The organism is Lentilactobacillus parakefiri (genome assembly GCF_002157585.1).
Taxonomy (GTDB): Bacteria; Bacillota; Bacilli; order Lactobacillales; family Lactobacillaceae; genus Lentilactobacillus; species Lentilactobacillus parakefiri.
The window spans coordinates 41,106-56,844 of record NZ_BDGB01000161.1 but is presented as its reverse complement, the minus strand read 5'-3'; the positions used below and the strand labels follow the sequence as shown (position 1 = coordinate 56,844).

Annotated in this window: 18 protein-coding genes and 1 pseudogene; 10 read left to right on the top strand and 9 right to left on the bottom strand. The window is 43.9% G+C overall.

Annotated features, from left to right (window positions below; all coding sequences use genetic code 11):
- Nucleotides 1–89: 89 nt before the first annotated feature.
- Nucleotides 90–2,057, bottom strand: a complete 1,968-nt coding sequence (locus tag LPKJCM_RS12430) for a M13 family metallopeptidase (RefSeq protein ID WP_057961849.1) — start codon at nt 2,055–2,057, stop codon at nt 90–92.
- Between the two features lie 195 nt (nt 2,058–2,252).
- Here LPKJCM_RS12430 and LPKJCM_RS12425 point away from each other — a divergent pair, with 195 nt between their 5' ends.
- Together LPKJCM_RS12425 and LPKJCM_RS12420 are read left to right on the top strand one after the other, a co-directional pair.
- Nucleotides 2,253–3,173 (top strand): PPK2 family polyphosphate kinase, encoded by a 921-nt coding sequence (locus LPKJCM_RS12425; RefSeq protein WP_057961848.1) that lies wholly within the window; start codon nt 2,253–2,255, stop codon nt 3,171–3,173.
- A gap of 191 nt (nt 3,174–3,364) precedes the next feature.
- Nucleotides 3,365–3,703 (top strand): hypothetical protein, encoded by a 339-nt coding sequence (locus LPKJCM_RS12420; RefSeq protein ID WP_057961847.1) that lies wholly within the window; start codon nt 3,365–3,367, stop codon nt 3,701–3,703.
- 80 nt (nt 3,704–3,783) lie between these two features.
- Here the strand turns inward: LPKJCM_RS12420 and LPKJCM_RS12415 are convergent, their stop codons facing one another.
- The 5 genes from LPKJCM_RS12415 to LPKJCM_RS12395 form a co-directional block, all read right to left on the bottom strand.
- Entirely contained in the window at nt 3,784–3,999 is a 216-nt protein-coding gene (locus LPKJCM_RS12415) for a hypothetical protein (RefSeq protein WP_057961846.1), read from the bottom strand.
- Between the two features lie 98 nt (nt 4,000–4,097).
- A complete protein-coding gene (locus LPKJCM_RS12410) occupies nt 4,098–4,517 on the bottom strand; it encodes a DUF3021 domain-containing protein (RefSeq protein WP_057961845.1) in 420 nt (139 codons plus the stop codon).
- Nucleotides 4,518–4,527: 10 nt separating this feature from the next.
- On the bottom strand, nt 4,528–4,983 hold the full coding sequence (locus LPKJCM_RS12405) for a LytTR family DNA-binding domain-containing protein (RefSeq protein ID WP_057961844.1): 456 nt from the start codon (nt 4,981–4,983) through the stop codon (nt 4,528–4,530).
- A 19-nt stretch (nt 4,984–5,002) separates the two neighbouring features.
- A complete protein-coding gene (locus LPKJCM_RS12400; protein ID WP_057961843.1) occupies nt 5,003–5,872 on the bottom strand; it encodes an ABC transporter permease in 870 nt (289 codons plus the stop codon).
- A gap of 1 nt (nt 5,873) precedes the next feature.
- A complete protein-coding gene (locus LPKJCM_RS12395) occupies nt 5,874–6,737 on the bottom strand; it encodes an ABC transporter ATP-binding protein (RefSeq protein WP_057961842.1) in 864 nt (287 codons plus the stop codon).
- 209 nt (nt 6,738–6,946) lie between these two features.
- Here LPKJCM_RS12395 and LPKJCM_RS12385 point away from each other — a divergent pair, with 209 nt between their 5' ends.
- The 4 genes from LPKJCM_RS12385 (at nt 6,947) to LPKJCM_RS12370 (ending at nt 9,943) form a co-directional block, all read left to right on the top strand.
- Nucleotides 6,947–8,272: a replication-associated recombination protein A gene (locus LPKJCM_RS12385; RefSeq protein ID WP_057961841.1), complete on the top strand. Its 1,326-nt coding sequence runs from the start codon at nt 6,947–6,949 to the stop codon at nt 8,270–8,272.
- A 9-nt stretch (nt 8,273–8,281) separates the two neighbouring features.
- Nucleotides 8,282–8,776 carry an O-acetyl-ADP-ribose deacetylase gene (locus LPKJCM_RS12380; protein ID WP_057961840.1) on the top strand — a complete coding sequence of 165 codons (495 nt, stop codon included), beginning with the start codon at nt 8,282–8,284 and terminating at the stop codon, nt 8,774–8,776.
- A 140-nt stretch (nt 8,777–8,916) separates the two neighbouring features.
- Nucleotides 8,917–9,624, top strand: a complete 708-nt coding sequence (locus tag LPKJCM_RS12375) for an AzlC family ABC transporter permease (RefSeq protein WP_057961839.1) — start codon at nt 8,917–8,919, stop codon at nt 9,622–9,624.
- A complete protein-coding gene (locus LPKJCM_RS12370; protein ID WP_057961838.1) occupies nt 9,611–9,943 on the top strand; it encodes an AzlD domain-containing protein in 333 nt (110 codons plus the stop codon). Before LPKJCM_RS12375 ends, LPKJCM_RS12370 begins: the two co-directional genes overlap by 14 nt.
- A gap of 88 nt (nt 9,944–10,031) precedes the next feature.
- On the opposite strand, the gene LPKJCM_RS12365 is transcribed toward LPKJCM_RS12370, so the two are convergent.
- From LPKJCM_RS12365 to LPKJCM_RS13680, 3 genes and pseudogenes are all read right to left on the bottom strand, one after another.
- Nucleotides 10,032–10,655 carry a cation efflux transmembrane domain-containing protein gene (locus LPKJCM_RS12365; protein ID WP_057961837.1) on the bottom strand — a complete coding sequence of 208 codons (624 nt, stop codon included), beginning with the start codon at nt 10,653–10,655 and terminating at the stop codon, nt 10,032–10,034.
- Entirely contained in the window at nt 10,645–10,992 is a 348-nt protein-coding gene (locus LPKJCM_RS12360) for an ArsR/SmtB family transcription factor (protein WP_057961836.1), read from the bottom strand. Before LPKJCM_RS12360 ends, LPKJCM_RS12365 begins: the two co-directional genes overlap by 11 nt.
- Nucleotides 10,993–11,312: 320 nt before the next feature.
- A pseudogene (locus tag LPKJCM_RS13680) lies at nt 11,313–12,384 on the bottom strand (2,3-butanediol dehydrogenase).
- A 203-nt stretch (nt 12,385–12,587) separates the two neighbouring features.
- On the opposite strand from LPKJCM_RS13680, the gene LPKJCM_RS12345 reads away from it, so the two are divergent.
- The 4 genes from LPKJCM_RS12345 (at nt 12,588) to LPKJCM_RS12330 (ending at nt 15,685) form a co-directional block, all read left to right on the top strand.
- Nucleotides 12,588–13,112: a hypothetical protein gene (locus LPKJCM_RS12345; RefSeq protein ID WP_057961834.1), complete on the top strand. Its 525-nt coding sequence runs from the start codon at nt 12,588–12,590 to the stop codon at nt 13,110–13,112.
- Between the two features lie 81 nt (nt 13,113–13,193).
- Nucleotides 13,194–13,628, top strand: a complete 435-nt coding sequence (locus LPKJCM_RS12340; RefSeq protein WP_057961833.1) for a universal stress protein — start codon at nt 13,194–13,196, stop codon at nt 13,626–13,628.
- 171 nt (nt 13,629–13,799) lie between these two features.
- Nucleotides 13,800–14,915 (top strand): YibE/F family protein, encoded by a 1,116-nt coding sequence (locus LPKJCM_RS12335; RefSeq protein WP_057961832.1) that lies wholly within the window; start codon nt 13,800–13,802, stop codon nt 14,913–14,915.
- Nucleotides 14,915–15,685: a YibE/F family protein gene (locus tag LPKJCM_RS12330; RefSeq protein ID WP_057961831.1), complete on the top strand. Its 771-nt coding sequence runs from the start codon at nt 14,915–14,917 to the stop codon at nt 15,683–15,685. Before LPKJCM_RS12335 ends, LPKJCM_RS12330 begins: the two co-directional genes overlap by 1 nt.
- Nucleotides 15,686–15,739: the final 54 nt, after the last annotated feature.

The following is a 15,739-nucleotide window of genomic DNA, read 5'->3' as shown; positions in this document are numbered from 1 at the left end:
AAAAATTCAACGATGAACGGTCTTCGTTCATCGTTGAATTTTTTTGCTTATGTTCTGGGTCCTAACCGGGTCTTGTCACGCTCTCACTTCTACCAAATTTTGACCCGATCTTCAGGCTTCAAATACATCCCATCGCCATCTTTAACATCAAACGTCGAATAGAAATCATCCAAATTCTTCACCTGAACATTGGCTCGTAATTCCGCCGGAGCATGAACATCGATATTCAACAGCAGTTGCTTATACTGTTCTGTGGCCTTCATTCGCCATACTTTAGCCCAGTTGATGAAGAAGTCATACAAGTTGTAATCATCCTCATTCTTAGCGGCTTCATTTGCACAGCTCAAGCCACCGCCGTCAGCGATGTTTTCCGAAACTGTTAATTTACCATTTACTTTGCCGCCAGCGTAGGGGATGCCGTCAAATTCGTTAATCATTTTGTCGGCCAGCTTGGAGAAATGGTCATGATCTTCCTTAGTCCACCAGTTGTTCAAGTTTCCTAATTCATCGAATAACGAACCGTTGTTATCAAACGCATGCGAAATTTCATGCGCAATGACAGCGCCAATTCCACCGTAATTCTGGCTGGAAGTCTGCTTCAAGCTATAGAACGGTGCTTGAAGGATTGCTGCCGGAAAGACGATGATGTTCTTAAATGGTTCATAGTAGGCGTTGACGGTCGCTGCACTCATTTCCCACTTGGTTCGATCAACTGGTTTACCCAATTTCTCGAAGGTATCTTGGACGGTGATTGCCCCAAATTTGGACATATTGTCGAATAAGGTTCCACCTTCGTTTTCGGGGGTCACCTTGAATTTGTATTCCAGTTCGTCAATATGGTCTGGATAACCCACTTGAAGCTCCAGCTTATCCAGCTTGAGAATTGCCTTCTCACGAGTATCTTTGCCCAGCCAAGTGTTATTGCTTAAGCGATTCTTGTAAACATTGATCATGTTTTTGACCATGTGTTCAACGTCGGCCTTGGCTTTAGGGCCGAAATATTTCTTGGCGTAATAGTCACCAATCGTTTGGCCGAAGGTTCCTTCTGCGAGATAGAAGGCCGACTTCTTTTGTGGCGTTGCTTCTTTCTTACCGGATAGGGCACGGCTGAAGACGGAACCGGTCTGACGGAATTCTTCTGATAAGTAACTGGATGCGGAGCGCACCATGTTGACCAGCATCCAGTTTTTCATGTCTTTGAAGCTATCACTATTAACCAAGCCGTCAAAGCGTTCGTAGAATTTCGGCTCAGTGACGATTATTTGATCTGGTGCCTTGCCAAACAAAGCGTCCGCCAGATTAACAAAGTCAAGATGAGAACTTGATTCTGAGAAGTAAGCAAACTTCTGGGGGTTGTACATTTTGCTATAGTCTGCTGACTCTTCGGCCGATTTAACGTTGGGGGCAATTTTGGCGTCGAAGCGTTTGGCTGATTCGACAATCTCGTCAGCTTCATTACTGCTGTAATCTGCTAATACCAACAGCTGGCTGGCCATCTTGGTGAAGACCGGCATTAATTGTTTGTAGGCTGGATTATTATTTTCGTAGTAAGTTCGATCGGGCAAAAACAAGCCCGGAACACTGGCAAACAAGGCATTAACCTGAGTATTTTTCATGTCAGGTTCGACCCAGAAACCAAATGGGAGTGGGTAGCCTTCCTTAACTAGCTCAGGCAAAAGTTTATTCAAATCATCAAAATTGGTGATGTTTTCAATTTTTTCCAAATATGGCTTGAGTGGTTCGCCACCATCCGCATCCCGCTTCTTATAGTTGCGAGCTAGTTCGTATAACTTCAAGAATTCGGAGAATGGTGCCTCGTGGGGCTGGTTTTTCTTGATGATATCATCGAGGTCACTCATTAATTGTTTGTCGATATTGTCATTGAGATCCATGAAGCCACCCGTTGATGAATGATAGGCCGGAATCTTGGCCGTCTTTTCCCAACGGCCGTTGACGGCTTTGTACAGATCGTCCTTTAATAATGACTTGTCGATTGAATCATCAGTCGGTTGGTCGGATTGACCACCAGTAGTTGCGTTTGCTTGTAGTAAGTTCAAATTAAAGTCCTCCTTCAAAGAGCGTTGATAGATGTTTCAAGGCGCCACAAAACAGCATTATATGAAACTAATTCTATGTAATCTAGTATACTCAATATGAGAAATAAATGTGGGAAATCAACATTCTCTTAGTTATTTTTCTGGGATTTAAGCTATTATAAAGTTGTTACTAATGATTCCTTAGGGGGCAACACTATGCACGAGAAGAAAATTTTTGACCGTGAGAAATCTTTTCGATACAACGGGGATCGGGATCTAAAAATTGAAAAGATCCCAACTTCCGCCACCGTTGAAGATTTGAACAAGGATGACATCAAGGCACGCATCGAAAAAAACATTGCGACACTTCAGGATCTGCAGGGAAAGTTATATGCACAAAACCACTTTGGCGTACTGGTGATTTTTCAAGGAATGGACGGCTCGGGTAAAGATAGTATGATTCGCCACATTCTAAGCGGCGTCAATCCACAAGGAATTGAGGTTACCAGCTTTAAGTCGCCAACCTCAATTGAGTTAAGCCACGATTATCTGTGGCGGATTCATCGACATGTGCCAGAACACGGCATTATTGGGATTTTCAACCGCTCTTACTACGAGGACGTCCTGATTAGCCGGGTTCACCCGGAGATGATCGTTAACGCCAAGATTGGCGCCATCACCAAGCTGGATCAGGTTGATAACAAATTCTTCGATGGGCGATTCAAGGATATTAATTTCTTTGAGGACTATTTAACCCGAAATGGCTTTATGGTGTTGAAATTCTTCCTCCACATGTCGGCCGATGAGCAGCGGGACCGGTTCAAACGGCGAATTGAGCTGCCCGATCATAATTGGAAATTTGCCTCAGCTGATATTAAAGAGCGCCGTTACTTCAACGACTATCAAAAGGCCTATGAAGATGCGATTGAGCATACGGCCAACAAGACCAATCCATGGTACATTATCCCTTCAGACGATAAATGGTACTCCAGACTGTGTGTTTCGGATATTATTGATCGCCGGATGAAAGAATTACCATTGAAATACCCTGACCTGCCCGAATCAGAGAAGGCTGAATTGGAAAAGGCGCTGGCCGAATTGGAAAAGGTGCCGGAAAAAGCAAAAAAGCGAAAGTAAAATTGAAAACGTTGTCAGAATGTTAATGTCACAAATTGCATTCTGGCAACGTTTTCATCGTCTTTTAGCTTGCACAATGCGATCTACGAGCTAAAATGAAAATTAGTAGATGATTAATCAAGACCATTTACAGAAATAAATGTGCGTTGTTATTTGATTAGACACAATTTTGAGAGAAAGGGAGTCTTACGATGACAGTCGCAACTCAAACACAATTTAAAGAAGCACTGAGTTCAAAAGAGAAGTTCAATGATTTTATTTCGGACTACTTTGCCACTCACAAGTTTTTGTCCGGTAGTTATGATGATGGGATCTACTTTGAAAACTACCAAGTTCATTTGGACAGCAAGAATGGCTTGGTTATCACGCTGGTAACCGGTTCGTATACCGGTCAGGCATTTCCAATCAAAGATACTGAAAATATCTCGGTTGAAGATTTCCGTCAGTTGATTTTGAACAAGAAGTTTGCTGACAAGACAACTTCACTTTCGGATGTTTTCCATATGACTGCGGATACGATTGACCGGTAAGTTTGTTTTTTCCAAAGGTACCATTTTCCCTAATGAAGCGATCCTGCCATTTGGTGGTAGGGTCGCTTTTTGTTTTGGTACTAAAAATGTTTATTACTATCTTCTTGATCCTTTGAATACTTTGAAAAGAAGTAAAGAATTCCAATTAGTGCAATGACGACGATTAACAACTGCAGCCACCAAATGATGCTGTATTCGACCGCGTTGCCAAGAAAAATTGACATCAAGCCAACCGCAACGGCACAGACACTCAGCCAAAACGCCGGCTCTCGATAGAAGTTCTTATTGTATGACATGGTTGCCATCTCCCTCAAAAAGACAAACAGACAGCTTATTAGTTCGCTTTAATTATAACCTGTTTGTTATTCATGAGGGGGAATGATCACCTGGAAATTCACTGCTTGTTCTGGGATTGGTTGCGCTCTTTTAGTGTCTTGTTAATTCGGGTAATTTTGATATTACCTGAGAGGAAGACAATCAGCCAGGCAACTGCATAGATGATCAGAAATTCAATCAAGAATTCAACCCAAAACAGTGGGTTTATCCACTCGACCCAGCCGTTGAAGGCCATCATTGCTAGGACCGCCAAAAAAGTGACCATAAAATGAATGGGCAATTCAAGTCGGAGGCTATCGAGACTGAACAGGCCACTGAAGATGCCAATCACGCCAGCCATCAGCATGATGCTGAGGATATTTTTGGCAGTTGGGGAACTGGGTTGGACGCCCACTGCCAGTAAAAGTAAGTAAATGACTGATCCAGTTTTGATTCCTGATAGGAAAAGCTTGCCGATTAATTGTGCCTGTTTTTTCATGATTTCACCCTCATAATCCGAGTCGGTGTTCCAAGTCGCCAAGATATTTGCGACTGATATCCGTCTTTAATTTACCGGTTAAAATGGCCGTCATTCCCCCCGTAAAGCTGGCCTCCAATGACTGAAGGTGATTGATGTTTACGGCAGCGTGCTTGGATACCTGAATAAAGTTGGGATTTTTCAACCTATCAATGAGTGCGTACAAACGCCCCTTGGTGGGAATGACTCTTTCTGGCGTATAGACGTTTAGATCGTTTCCAGACACGTCAATTAATATGATATTGTCTGGGTTGATCAAATACACATGATCATCTGATTTGAATGGCATGACCGCTGGGGGCATTGAACGGTAATTCTTGAGGTATTCAATGAGTTCGTCAATCTCGAGGGAACGTGTCTTAGCCGAAAGGGTGATTTCAGTTTCGCCATCCTTCAAATGTTCATTTTGTTGAAAATGGATTTCCATTCAAACCGCTCCCTCATCGTTAATTGGTCATTGTGACTGCAGCGTGGCTTTTCCTTATCAATTCTGTCACGAAGATGAGCAAAATGCCAGCTAAAAATATCCAACCAATGACTTGGTAGGTTTGATTAATGTCGAGTAAGTGAGTCCAATCCAACTGGACACCCATTTGCTGGTTAAAGACTGTCAGTGAATGACCAGTGCCAAAAATCGAATGGGTTTGGTCGTTCATCATAATCTGGCGGTACAGGGATGACACGTATGCGCCGGGAGTGAGCTTGATAATGACTTGAGCAAAATGGGGAAGCACACCGATTGGAATATAGGTGCCGACTAGGAAACCAGCGGCCGCACTAATCACTGAATCGATTGCATTCATTGTTTCTACTCTGTGGACAAATTGCACAATGAGCATGTTGACTGCGACGGAAACTAAAGCGCTGATCAGCGCTAAGATGACCAGTGGCACTGTCTTTGGCCAGAGAATTGCCAGGCCATCGGCAAGGGCAAAGTAGCCGAGCATGACAGCAAGCATCATCATCTGCATCATAAAACCAATCATGGCTGCGCTTAACATGTAGCTGATTTTAATTTTAAAACGAGAAACATCAGTCAAGTAAAAGTCATTCAAGACGCCCCTTGATTCGTCGATGATCATTCGCCCCAGAGTTGTTAAGGTAGTTGTAATCGCAGTGACGGAAAGCGTGCCGCCGATTAGCCACAAGTCCATCATTTTAATGGAATCCGGCATGTGATGCCACTCTTGGACCATGTTTTGTTTCAGAAAGACAACGAAGAGAATAAATGAGATCATGGCGCCGAGCAAAGAGAAGAAAACGCTGGTTTTATTTTTAAAGTAGAGTAATAAATTTCTACTGCAAAGTGATCGCATGTTAACGCATCTCCCTTCCTGTAAGTTTAAGGAACGCATCATTCATGGTTCCGTTTCGATACTCAAAGTTTGTGATATCACTTTTAACTGATTCCAATAGTTTGAGTGCTTGAAGATAATCTTTGGGCCAGCAAATAATTTGTCCCTTGGATACCTGACAGGTCGTTGATGCCGATATCAGGTGGCTGATTTGTTCGGGATGGTTGGTCTCGATCATTAATTTATTGTAGGCGTATTGCCGTTTAATTGTTGCTGCTGAGCCTTCTGCAATTACCCTGCCATGGTCAATGATGTAGATTTCATCTGCATGATCGGCCTCTTCAAGATAATGAGTGGTCAAGATGATTGTCAGTTGCTGCGCTTTTTGAAGTGTGTGTAGTAAGTGCCAAATAGCTTGTCGGGTTTGAATGTCCAATCCGGTTGTTGGTTCATCTAAAAATAAGATGTCGGGCTGGTTGATCAGTGCCCGGGCAATATCCACCCGTCGGCGTTGACCACCGGATAAGCTACCATAATTTTGATTTAGTAGCTTGGAGAGTTCAACTTGGTCAATCAGCCTATCTAGTCTGTTATTAGCAGCATTGCGGTATAATCCCTGGCGAATTCGCAAGTTTTCTTCAACCGTCAAATTGTCATCCAGGATGCTTTGCTGAAAAACCATACTAACCTTGGTATGCCTGGCCATTTCAATTGAGCCAGAAGATGGTGTTAGCAGGCCCGTCAGCATTGACATGACCGTCGTTTTGCCAGCCCCATTTGGTCCCAGAATCGCTGTGAGAGTGCCTTTATTAACCGAAATATTCAAGTGATTGACGGCAATTTGGTTGCCAAACGTTTTAGTTAGTTCCTTAGTTTGAATCAGCATGGTGCTCATCTCCTTTTGATAGGCCCATGATAGTCTGTTTGAGATGAATTGTGAGTGAAATTTGGATGAGTAGTTCAAATCTGGCCATAAGTTGCAAAATTCGCCCAATGAAAGCCAAGTGCGCTAAAATAAACGTAGAGTTGACGCTTAGAACACACGTTCGTATAATGGGCATATACATAGTAGTTTCACTTGTCAGGAGGTGCATCATGAAACAGGAATCTTTATTTGCTGGCAAACAGGACGGCAATCAGCCCTTAGCCAGTCGGGTCCGGCCAAAGGCACTGGACCAATTTGTCGGCCAGCATCAGCTGGTTGGCAAAGGCAAGGTCCTGAGAGAAATTATTGAAAGTGACCAGTTGCCCTCAATTATTTTCTGGGGACCGCCTGGTGTCGGGAAGACAACCTTGGCAGAGATTGTTGCCAGAAAAACCCAGGCCAAGTTTATCACCTTTAGCGCCGTTACCAGCGGTATTAAAGAAATCAGAGATATCATGAAAGATGCTGAGGCCAACCGGGAGATGGGCGGCAAAACCATTGTGTTCGTGGATGAAATTCACCGGTTCAATAAGGCCCAGCAGGATGCCTTCCTGCCATTCGTGGAGCGGGGCAGCATTACGCTGATCGGAGCGACCACGGAAAATCCCTCGTTTGAGATCAATTCAGCTTTGCTATCGCGGTGTAAGGTATTCGTGCTCCAACCTTTGGAAACTGACGATATCATTCAGCTGATTCACCAGACCTTAAAAAATCCAGCAGCCTTTCCAAAAGAAACAATTGAGATCGATGACCAAGCCGTTAAAGAAGTCGCCAAATTTGCCAATGGCGATGCCAGAGTTGCCCTGAACACCCTGGAAATGGCTGTTAATAACAGTCAAAACGAGAATGGCGAGGTGACGGTATCGACGGATAATTTGCACCAATTGATGAATACCAAGTCATTTCTGTATGATAAACACGGCGAGGAACATTACAACATCATTTCTGCGCTGCACAAGTCAATGCGAAATAGTGACCCGGACGCTGCCGTTTATTGGCTGACTCGGATGCTGAGCGGTGGCGAAGATCCCTTGTACATTGCTCGGCGGATGGTTCGGTTTGCCAGCGAGGATATCGGGCTGGCAGACACCAATGCTTTGAACGTTGCAATCAACGTTTTTCAGGCCTGCCAGTTTTTGGGGATGCCGGAGTGTAACGTTCACTTAACTGAGTGCGCAATTTATCTGTCGCTGGCACCCAAATCTAACGCCGCTTATAAAGCAACCATAGGAGCGGAAACGGATGTTAAGCACTCGATTAACGAGCCGGTTCCACTTCAGCTGCGGAACGCGCCGACCTCGTTAATGTCCAAGCTGGGCTATGGGAAGGGATACCAGTATGCCCACGAATTTAAAGATAAACTGACCAACATGCAGACAATGCCGGATTCACTGATCGGCCACACGTATTACGAGCCGACTGAACAAGGCAATGAAGTTCGCTTTAAAAAACGGTTGGAACAAATTAAAGCATGGGAAAAAGCCCATAGAAAGTGATGTGGTTATATGGCACAATTTAGGCTCATTAAAGGAGACATCACAACAATGCACGTTGATGCCATCGTTAACGCCGCTAATACGGCTCTGAGTGGCGGTGGCGGGGTCGATGGGACAATCCATCGGGCTGCTGGTCCAGAACTTGATGAGGCCTGCAGGAAGCTCAACGGCTGTCCAACTGGTGAAGCTAAAGTAACACCAGGGTTTAGACTCCCAGCTAAGTTTGTGATTCACACCCCAGGGCCAATCTGGCGTGGTGGGGACAACAATGAACCGCAATTACTGAGAAATTCGTACGTTAATAGTCTCAAACGGGCAGTTGAAAACCATTGCCAAACGGTGGCCTTTCCTTCGATTAGCACGGGAGTCTATGATTTTCCGCTTGATAAAGCCACTAAGATTGCGATTGACGCCATTCGAACGTTTGATGCACCGCTTGATGTGACGATGGTGTGTTTTGATACCGGAACGTATGAGGCCTATCAAAGCGCACTGGCTAACTAGTAAAATCCTGAAATTCAGTTATTATGCTGAATTTCAGGATTTTATTATCTAAATATCATTGACTTTAAATTAGAACGCCATTAAAAATTTACTAATACTACTAAGTTACATCCGCATGTAACAACGAAGGAGTGTGTTAAATGAATGGTGATTTGACTGTTTCCGCCGCTTCAAAGGATACGTTGCCAACGGTATTTGGATACATAGGAATTGGGGTCGCTTTCGGGATTGTCGGCAAGGCCGCTGGATTAAGTCCACTATTGGTTACGTTGATGTCGATTATTACATATGCTGGGTCGGCACAGTTTGTCATTGTCAGTATGCTGGTGACCCACAGTCCCATCTTTTCAATTATATTTTCTGTATTTTTAGTTAATTCACGGATGATTTTGATGAGTACGACGTTGGCGTCTTATTTTAAACGTGAAAGCATGGTCAAGAATATTTTGGTGGGTACCCTGCTAACAGATGAAAGTTTTGCGCTAGGAATGAATAAGCTGAATTATTCGGATAACCACCTGAACTTCGCTTGGTTCAACACCGCTAATGTTATTTCTTACATGACATGGATCCTTTCGTCACTGGTCGGTGCCGTTTTGGGGAATTTTATCAGTAACCCTGAAAAATTCGGATTGGATTTTGCCCTGGTTGCGATGTTCATTGGCCTGCTGTATCTGCAGTTGATTAGCGATAAATCAATCAACTTTAATTTACAGCTGATCGTGGTTGGTTTTGTTCTAGTAGCGATCTACTTTGGCTTGATTTTCATTCCAAGCAGTTTATTAATTTTGCTGGTGACCCTTGTGGCCTGCAGCTTTGGGGTGGTGATGAAACATGCCTTCTTTTAATTTTGTTCTGCTGACCATTGTCGGCACCGGTGTGGTGACCTGGCTGTCTCGAATCACCCCATTTGTGTTATTGAAGAAGTTCCAACTGTCTAAGGGTGTCGTGGAATTTCTGAGCTTTGTTCCAATCGCCATTATGTCAGCGCTGTGGTTTGAAAACCTATTTGTTCAACATATTGGTCATCTGCCGTCGATTGATTGGGCAAACTTGCTGGCATCACTCCCGACCGTCCTTTCAGCGGTGATTTCCAAAAACCTATTGGTGATCGTGGTGGTGGGCGTTATCTCGCTTGGCGTGACTCGATTGATGATGGGAATGTAAGTTGCTTTCAGATACCAGATAATAAACGGATCAATGAATTGGGAGTACTCCCTTTTGCATTGGTCCGTTTATGGTGTCCTGAGACAATTTATTTGCCACGGCCTTCCTGACAGGATTCCCATCCTTCGCTGGCAATAAAATAGACTAGAATCAAGGCAGCAACGGAATCCGCCCACCACCAATTAAGCAGGGCAGTTAACAAGGCACCGATTAAGACGGTGGCCGCCATATAGGCACAGGTAATGTTGCACATGCCATCTTCAACTAGTGCATCGGATTGCAGCGCTTTTCCTAAGGACCGTTTCCGAAATGTCAAAATGGGCATTAGGAAAACGGATGCGATGGCGATCGCGATTCCAGAGTAGCTGGTGTCCGCTGCTGCGTGGGTGAATAAATTAAACAGTGACACGGCGGTGACATAAACCGCCAATAATAGCAGGACGATACCAACGATTAATGAGGATCGTTTTTCTGCCCGTTCAATTTCTGCAGGACTGGCACCGGTATTTTCTTTTCTCAAGCGCCAAATTAAGGTACTTCCAGAAATGATCTCCAAAAAGCTGTCTAAACCAAACGCAATTAAAAGAATTGAGCCAGCCTTAAGACCTGAATAGAATCCGACGATGAATTCAAAAGCCATCCAAGCGGTCGAAAAGTATTCAGTGTGTAGGCTGCGGTTAACGAGTGTTTGTGAATCTGTATTACTGGCCATGTTTTTTACCCCTTATAACGTGATCGGCATGCTCGAGCATCTCGTTGATGACGTCGAGGATGTGGGGATCATCTAATTGATAGTAATTTGATTTGCCTTCGCGGTGGGATGACACCAGCTGATGTTTTCTTAATAATGCTAATTGGTGGGAAACATAGGACTGTTCCAGACCAAGCAAATGTCCCAGCTCACTGACGTTAAGTTCCTGCTGCTCTAGGACTTTAAGCATCTGGAGTCGGTTTGGGTTGCTAAGTAATTTAAAAATACGTTCTGATTCCGATAAGTGTCGATTATCAATGAGAATGGTTTGTTTGGTGGAAACTGAGCGTTCAGCCATATATGTCATTCCTTTCATATGAAAATTATAACATATGTTTTCGCTGATGGATTGAATTTCTGTTTGATATTTTTTTAGAGAATTGAACAACTTCTCCAACTAAGAAAGAGAATGGGACATAACTCTTTTGCGTTTGTAATGGCAACTTTGATCCCCACTTTTATCTTGCCAAAAGCTGCGACAAACGGCAGATCCCTTCCGCTTAACGAGAAAGTGCAACCATTCCAAAACCAGAAATGGTTGCACTTTCTCGTTAAACTCTGGGATCTAAACGCCTATTGCCCCAGTCTCTTTCAATTTTTTGTTAACTTGATTGATGCTTAAAGGGAGGGATCAATCACAATCTTAACCTGCGATTTATCGGCCGCGAGGGCTTTAATTCCGTCTTCCAATGCGTTATCCAAACTAACCTTCTTAGTGACAACTTTCTTGAACAAATCTTTATGGTTATCAATAATGCCTAATACATTTGGGAATGAGTTGTTGTAGCAGAGGGTGGTAATCACGTCTTTACCCTGCATAATCAGGTCATCAGTCATATTCATGGTAACTGGTTTTGCATAGAGAGCAACAACCTGGATGATTCCGGTTCGTTTAGTGACCTTCAAAGCTGAATCAAAGGTTGCCTGCACGCCGGCACATTCGAAAGTAATGTCCACACCGTTTGGCAGATCTTGCTTGATGATCTTTTCCACATCGTCATGGGTTGGATCAAGGACATGCTCAATGCCTAATTCCTTGGCTTTGTCCAAACGCACCTTGGAAACATCAACGATATATACGTGGTTGGCACCAGCGATTTTTGCTAAGACCGCTTCCAGCAAACCAATTGGGCCAGCTCCCATGACAGCAACATTTTGGCCTTCACGTAAATGACTCTTCTTGATAGCCTCATACACAACGGCGGTTGGTTCTGCCAAAGCGCCTAATTCAAAGTCCATATCTTTTGGCATCTTGTGGGTGAAGACACCCTGAACGTTTGCAAACTCGGCCATCCCACCATCTTCTGAGAAGCCTAGGAAGTTACCGGCACCATCAGTTGACACGGCACGGTTACAGAAATTGTAGTTGCCGGCACGACAGTTTTCACATTTGCCACATGCCAACAGCGGTTCAACAGCTACATGGTCACCAACTTGTAAGTCGTCAACGTCTTTGCCGACCTTGACAATCTCACCTGAAAATTCGTGGCCTAAGGTGATTGGAACGGTTTTGCCGGTCAGTGGATATGGAACGGTTGGCAGCCCCCCAGCCTTCGAGGTAAGCGTGTAAATCGCTGCCACAAATCCCACAATATTTAACTTTGATTTGAACTTGATCATCTTTTGGTTCTGGAATCTCAACGTCTTCAACCCGGATATCCTTTTCACCATAAATACGTACTGCTTTCATGTTATGACCTCCTAGAATGAAAAAAAATCTTATCATCAACACCCTAAGTTTACACCTATGTGAAACCGCTTACAATAAGGAGCTGAATAATTTAATATTTTGTTCACAATCCAATTCTCGGCTACTCAAAAAGCTTGCTATTATAGGCATGAAAAGGTTATCATGGTATGTGTCCATTTTATTAGCAAGTGACGACAAATCCGTTGATTTTGGAGGGAATTATCATCGAAACGATCAAGTGCTCAGACACCAGGGCAATTCATGAAAGCTATGTGTTTCCTGCCCAACTAAACAACAGTCGAATTCAATTTGGCGGCGAAACTTTGCGGATTTTAGACGCCAATGCCGGCCTTTCCGGTGTGAAATTTCTACCGGGAAATCTGTCATTCGTGACCGCTGGGTATGACCACGTCCAGTTTTTGTCACCCGCCCGTCCTAACGATATTTTGACGTGTATTTCTTATGTGACCGGCAGCAACAAACGTGCTGTTGAGGTTTTTACCAAGTTTTTGACCACTGATACCAAGACTAAAGACGTTGAAGTGGCCTTTATAGCATTTTGCACTTTGATTGTGACCAATGAAATCAGCGAGATTCATTTTCCCGAGTTGGTTGGGGAATCAGCAGAAGAAAAGTTTCTGCTTGCCACTTACCATGACCGGCTGAAGGAACGTCACACCGAATTGGCAGATAACAAAACAATTATTTCTCATTTGAACTTGGCCTAGCTATCGCCAGACTAGATTTCTGTTTATTCCATCACACAATGGTATGATTAATTTAGATAGTCAAATTTGGAGGTGCTTGCGATGTATGACACAATTTTGGTTCCAGTTGATGGTAGTGACAATGCGATGAGGGCGGTTGAAGAAGCCGCTGACTTGGCTAAATCCCTTGACGCGACTTTGCAGATTGTCTCGGTTGCCAGTGACCAGCGTTACGTTCAGTACGGTGTCACCTTAGGCCAGGACGTGATGGAATCGTTCCGTGATCGGGCAGAAGAGATCTTAGATGATGCCAGAGACATTGCCGCGAAGAAGGGTGCTAAGGTCGAAACCCACTTTGTTGTTGGCGTTCCAAAAATTCAAATTGCTAAAGAATTACCTGAAAAATACGATGCATCCTTGATTGTGATTGGAAAGTCAGGGGTCAATGGCATCTCCAGAGCAATTCTGGGGTCGACAACTGCTTACGTGGTCCGTCACTCGACGGTTAACGTGATGGTAGTCGATTATAAAAAATAGTCCGTAAAGTGGTGCGAAAAAGCCAAGCAAACAGCTAGTGATGAAGGGGTTATCCTTGTCACTAGCTGTTTTTATGAATCCAGGGAATCCTTTCACTTTCCTAACGATTCTAAATAAATCCACGCTTTCATTTCCGCAGATGTTACAATAATTTTAAAATAATCTGAAAAGATGTGCAATATGAACGATAAACTAACGAGTAAAATGACGTGGCTTCAGATTGCTCTGGTCGTTGCCTTTTGTTTTTTAGCCGCCTTTTTTTGTCAGCATAATGACGGCTTGTATCAGCAAACCATCTATCAAGTGAATCAAGTTCAAAACGGCAAGGCAACCAAAATGACCGATGAGTTTCAAAACGTTGACCACTACCATAATCAGCGATTTTTCGGGACAATCACAAACGGAAAGTATGCCGGTCATCATTTAAGCATTAAAAATGCCTATTCAGATTCTCACGCAATGGATCATCAATACACCAAGGGCCAGAAACTTTTCATTACGTTACATACCCAGCCTAAACTCCACGCAACGGTGAAGGATATTAAACGGGATGCGCCAATCGCCTTTCTACTTGCGATTGCCATTAGTCTACTATTTGTCATTCTCAAATTGCGGGGGGTGACGGTGATTTCCAGTATCTTGATTAATACAATTCTGTTCTGGGTAGCTGTCAAGCTTGACCACAATAATAATGGGGCCGCCGTTATCTGGATCTTTAGCGTTTTGGCAGTTGTTTTTTGCTTTGTGACCTTACTACTGGTCATGGGCTGGAGTAAGAAAATGCTGGTGACCTTGTCCGCGGTGCTGTGTGCGACGGCAGCAACCATTTTGATTACGTTAATTGTCTTCGGACTTACCAATGAGCGGGGTATTTATTATGAATCGATGCAGTACGTCACTCAGTTGCCCAAACCGCTATTCATCGCCGAGGTCTTGATTGGCGTTCTGGGAGCCGTCATGGACGAGGCCACCGATATCGTGGCTTCTTTGGCGACTCTGAAGCAGGAGCGGCCGGAGTTGTCGTCAATGGCGATTTTTAAATCAGGCCGTGCGATTGGCAAGTCAATTATGGGGCCTCTGATTAATGTCCTGTTCTTCATTTTTATGGCTGAAACGCTGGCGATGACCTTACTTTACTTAAAGAATGGCAATACCTGGCACTATTCGTTTTCGATGAACATGTCGCTGGGGATGACTTCCAGTCTAATTAGCGGCATTGGGATCGTCTTGACGGTGATTTTATCAAGTGCCTTTGCTGGGCTTTGGATTAAGGGGGATGAGCGCTAATGGGAGCAATTACAGCCTTAGGGATCGTCTTGCTGGTTTTGATGATCATTGTCGGTGGCAAACAGGGAATTACCTCGTTTCTCAGCTTGGTGGTTAATTTTGGTATTCTGTTCTTCACCATTGTGTTGATTGCCTTTCATCTCCCGCCCATCATTGTCACGATTGTCGCCAGCGTGATTTTACTGTCAATTACAATTTTCTGGAGTAGCGCCAGCGATAATGCTTCAACAACGGCTTTTCAGGCTTCAGTGATTGTCCTGATCTTGATTGTGATCATTATTATTCCGATTGAATATTGGGCCCAAGTAGGCGGTTTTGGTTTGGAAGACAGCGAAGAGCTTGAGGGCTTATCAACGTATGTTGGCATTGATTTCACAAAAGTTGCAATTGCGACAGCCATCCTGAGTTCATTAGGAGCGGTGGCCGAGGCTGCGATTGCGATTGCCTCTGGCTTAGACGAAATTATTTTGCAACACCAGGCCATTAAAAGTGATCAACTTTTTTTGGATGGGACTGTGATTGGCAAACAAATTATTGGAACGGCCGTCAATACCCTGTTCTTTGGCTTCTTTGGCAGCTCATTGGCCTTGTTTATTTGGTTCTATGGATTGAACTATTCGTTCGGCGACATTCTTAACGATAAAGTATTTGCGGCTGAGCTGATTGCCATTGTGGTTTCCTTAATCGGAGTGGTCACAACGATTCCGGTCACGACCTGGTTAATGAGTTTTAAGCTTAAACGGCTGCATAAGGCGCAATTGAAGCGGTGAGTTGTGTTCGATTGTCAAAATGAGTATAATTAAAACACCATGGATTTTACGGGG

Excerpts from the sequence above, each read along its gene's own strand:
- LPKJCM_RS12425 (WP_057961848.1), top strand. The coding sequence starts at position 2,253 with ATGCACGAGAAGAAAATTTTTGACCGTGAGAAATCTTTTCGATACAAC.
- LPKJCM_RS12420 (WP_057961847.1), top strand. The coding sequence starts at position 3,365 with ATGACAGTCGCAACTCAAACACAATTTAAAGAAGCACTGAGTTCAAAA.
- LPKJCM_RS12415 (WP_057961846.1), bottom strand. The coding sequence starts at position 3,999 with ATGTCATACAATAAGAACTTCTATCGAGAGCCGGCGTTTTGGCTGAGT.
- LPKJCM_RS12410 (WP_057961845.1), bottom strand. The coding sequence starts at position 4,517 with ATGAAAAAACAGGCACAATTAATCGGCAAGCTTTTCCTATCAGGAATC.
- LPKJCM_RS12405 (WP_057961844.1), bottom strand. The coding sequence starts at position 4,983 with ATGGAAATCCATTTTCAACAAAATGAACATTTGAAGGATGGCGAAACT.
- LPKJCM_RS12400 (WP_057961843.1), bottom strand. The coding sequence starts at position 5,872 with ATGCGATCACTTTGCAGTAGAAATTTATTACTCTACTTTAAAAATAAA.
- LPKJCM_RS12395 (WP_057961842.1), bottom strand. The coding sequence starts at position 6,737 with ATGCTGATTCAAACTAAGGAACTAACTAAAACGTTTGGCAACCAAATT.
- LPKJCM_RS12385 (WP_057961841.1), top strand. The coding sequence starts at position 6,947 with ATGAAACAGGAATCTTTATTTGCTGGCAAACAGGACGGCAATCAGCCC.
- LPKJCM_RS12380 (WP_057961840.1), top strand. The coding sequence starts at position 8,282 with ATGGCACAATTTAGGCTCATTAAAGGAGACATCACAACAATGCACGTT.
- LPKJCM_RS12375 (WP_057961839.1), top strand. The coding sequence starts at position 8,917 with ATGAATGGTGATTTGACTGTTTCCGCCGCTTCAAAGGATACGTTGCCA.
- LPKJCM_RS12370 (WP_057961838.1), top strand. The coding sequence starts at position 9,611 with ATGCCTTCTTTTAATTTTGTTCTGCTGACCATTGTCGGCACCGGTGTG.
- LPKJCM_RS12365 (WP_057961837.1), bottom strand. The coding sequence starts at position 10,655 with ATGGCCAGTAATACAGATTCACAAACACTCGTTAACCGCAGCCTACAC.
- LPKJCM_RS12360 (WP_057961836.1), bottom strand. The coding sequence starts at position 10,992 with ATGGCTGAACGCTCAGTTTCCACCAAACAAACCATTCTCATTGATAAT.
- LPKJCM_RS12340 (WP_057961833.1), top strand. The coding sequence starts at position 13,194 with ATGTATGACACAATTTTGGTTCCAGTTGATGGTAGTGACAATGCGATG.
- LPKJCM_RS12335 (WP_057961832.1), top strand. The coding sequence starts at position 13,800 with ATGTGCAATATGAACGATAAACTAACGAGTAAAATGACGTGGCTTCAG.
- LPKJCM_RS12330 (WP_057961831.1), top strand. The coding sequence starts at position 14,915 with ATGGGAGCAATTACAGCCTTAGGGATCGTCTTGCTGGTTTTGATGATC.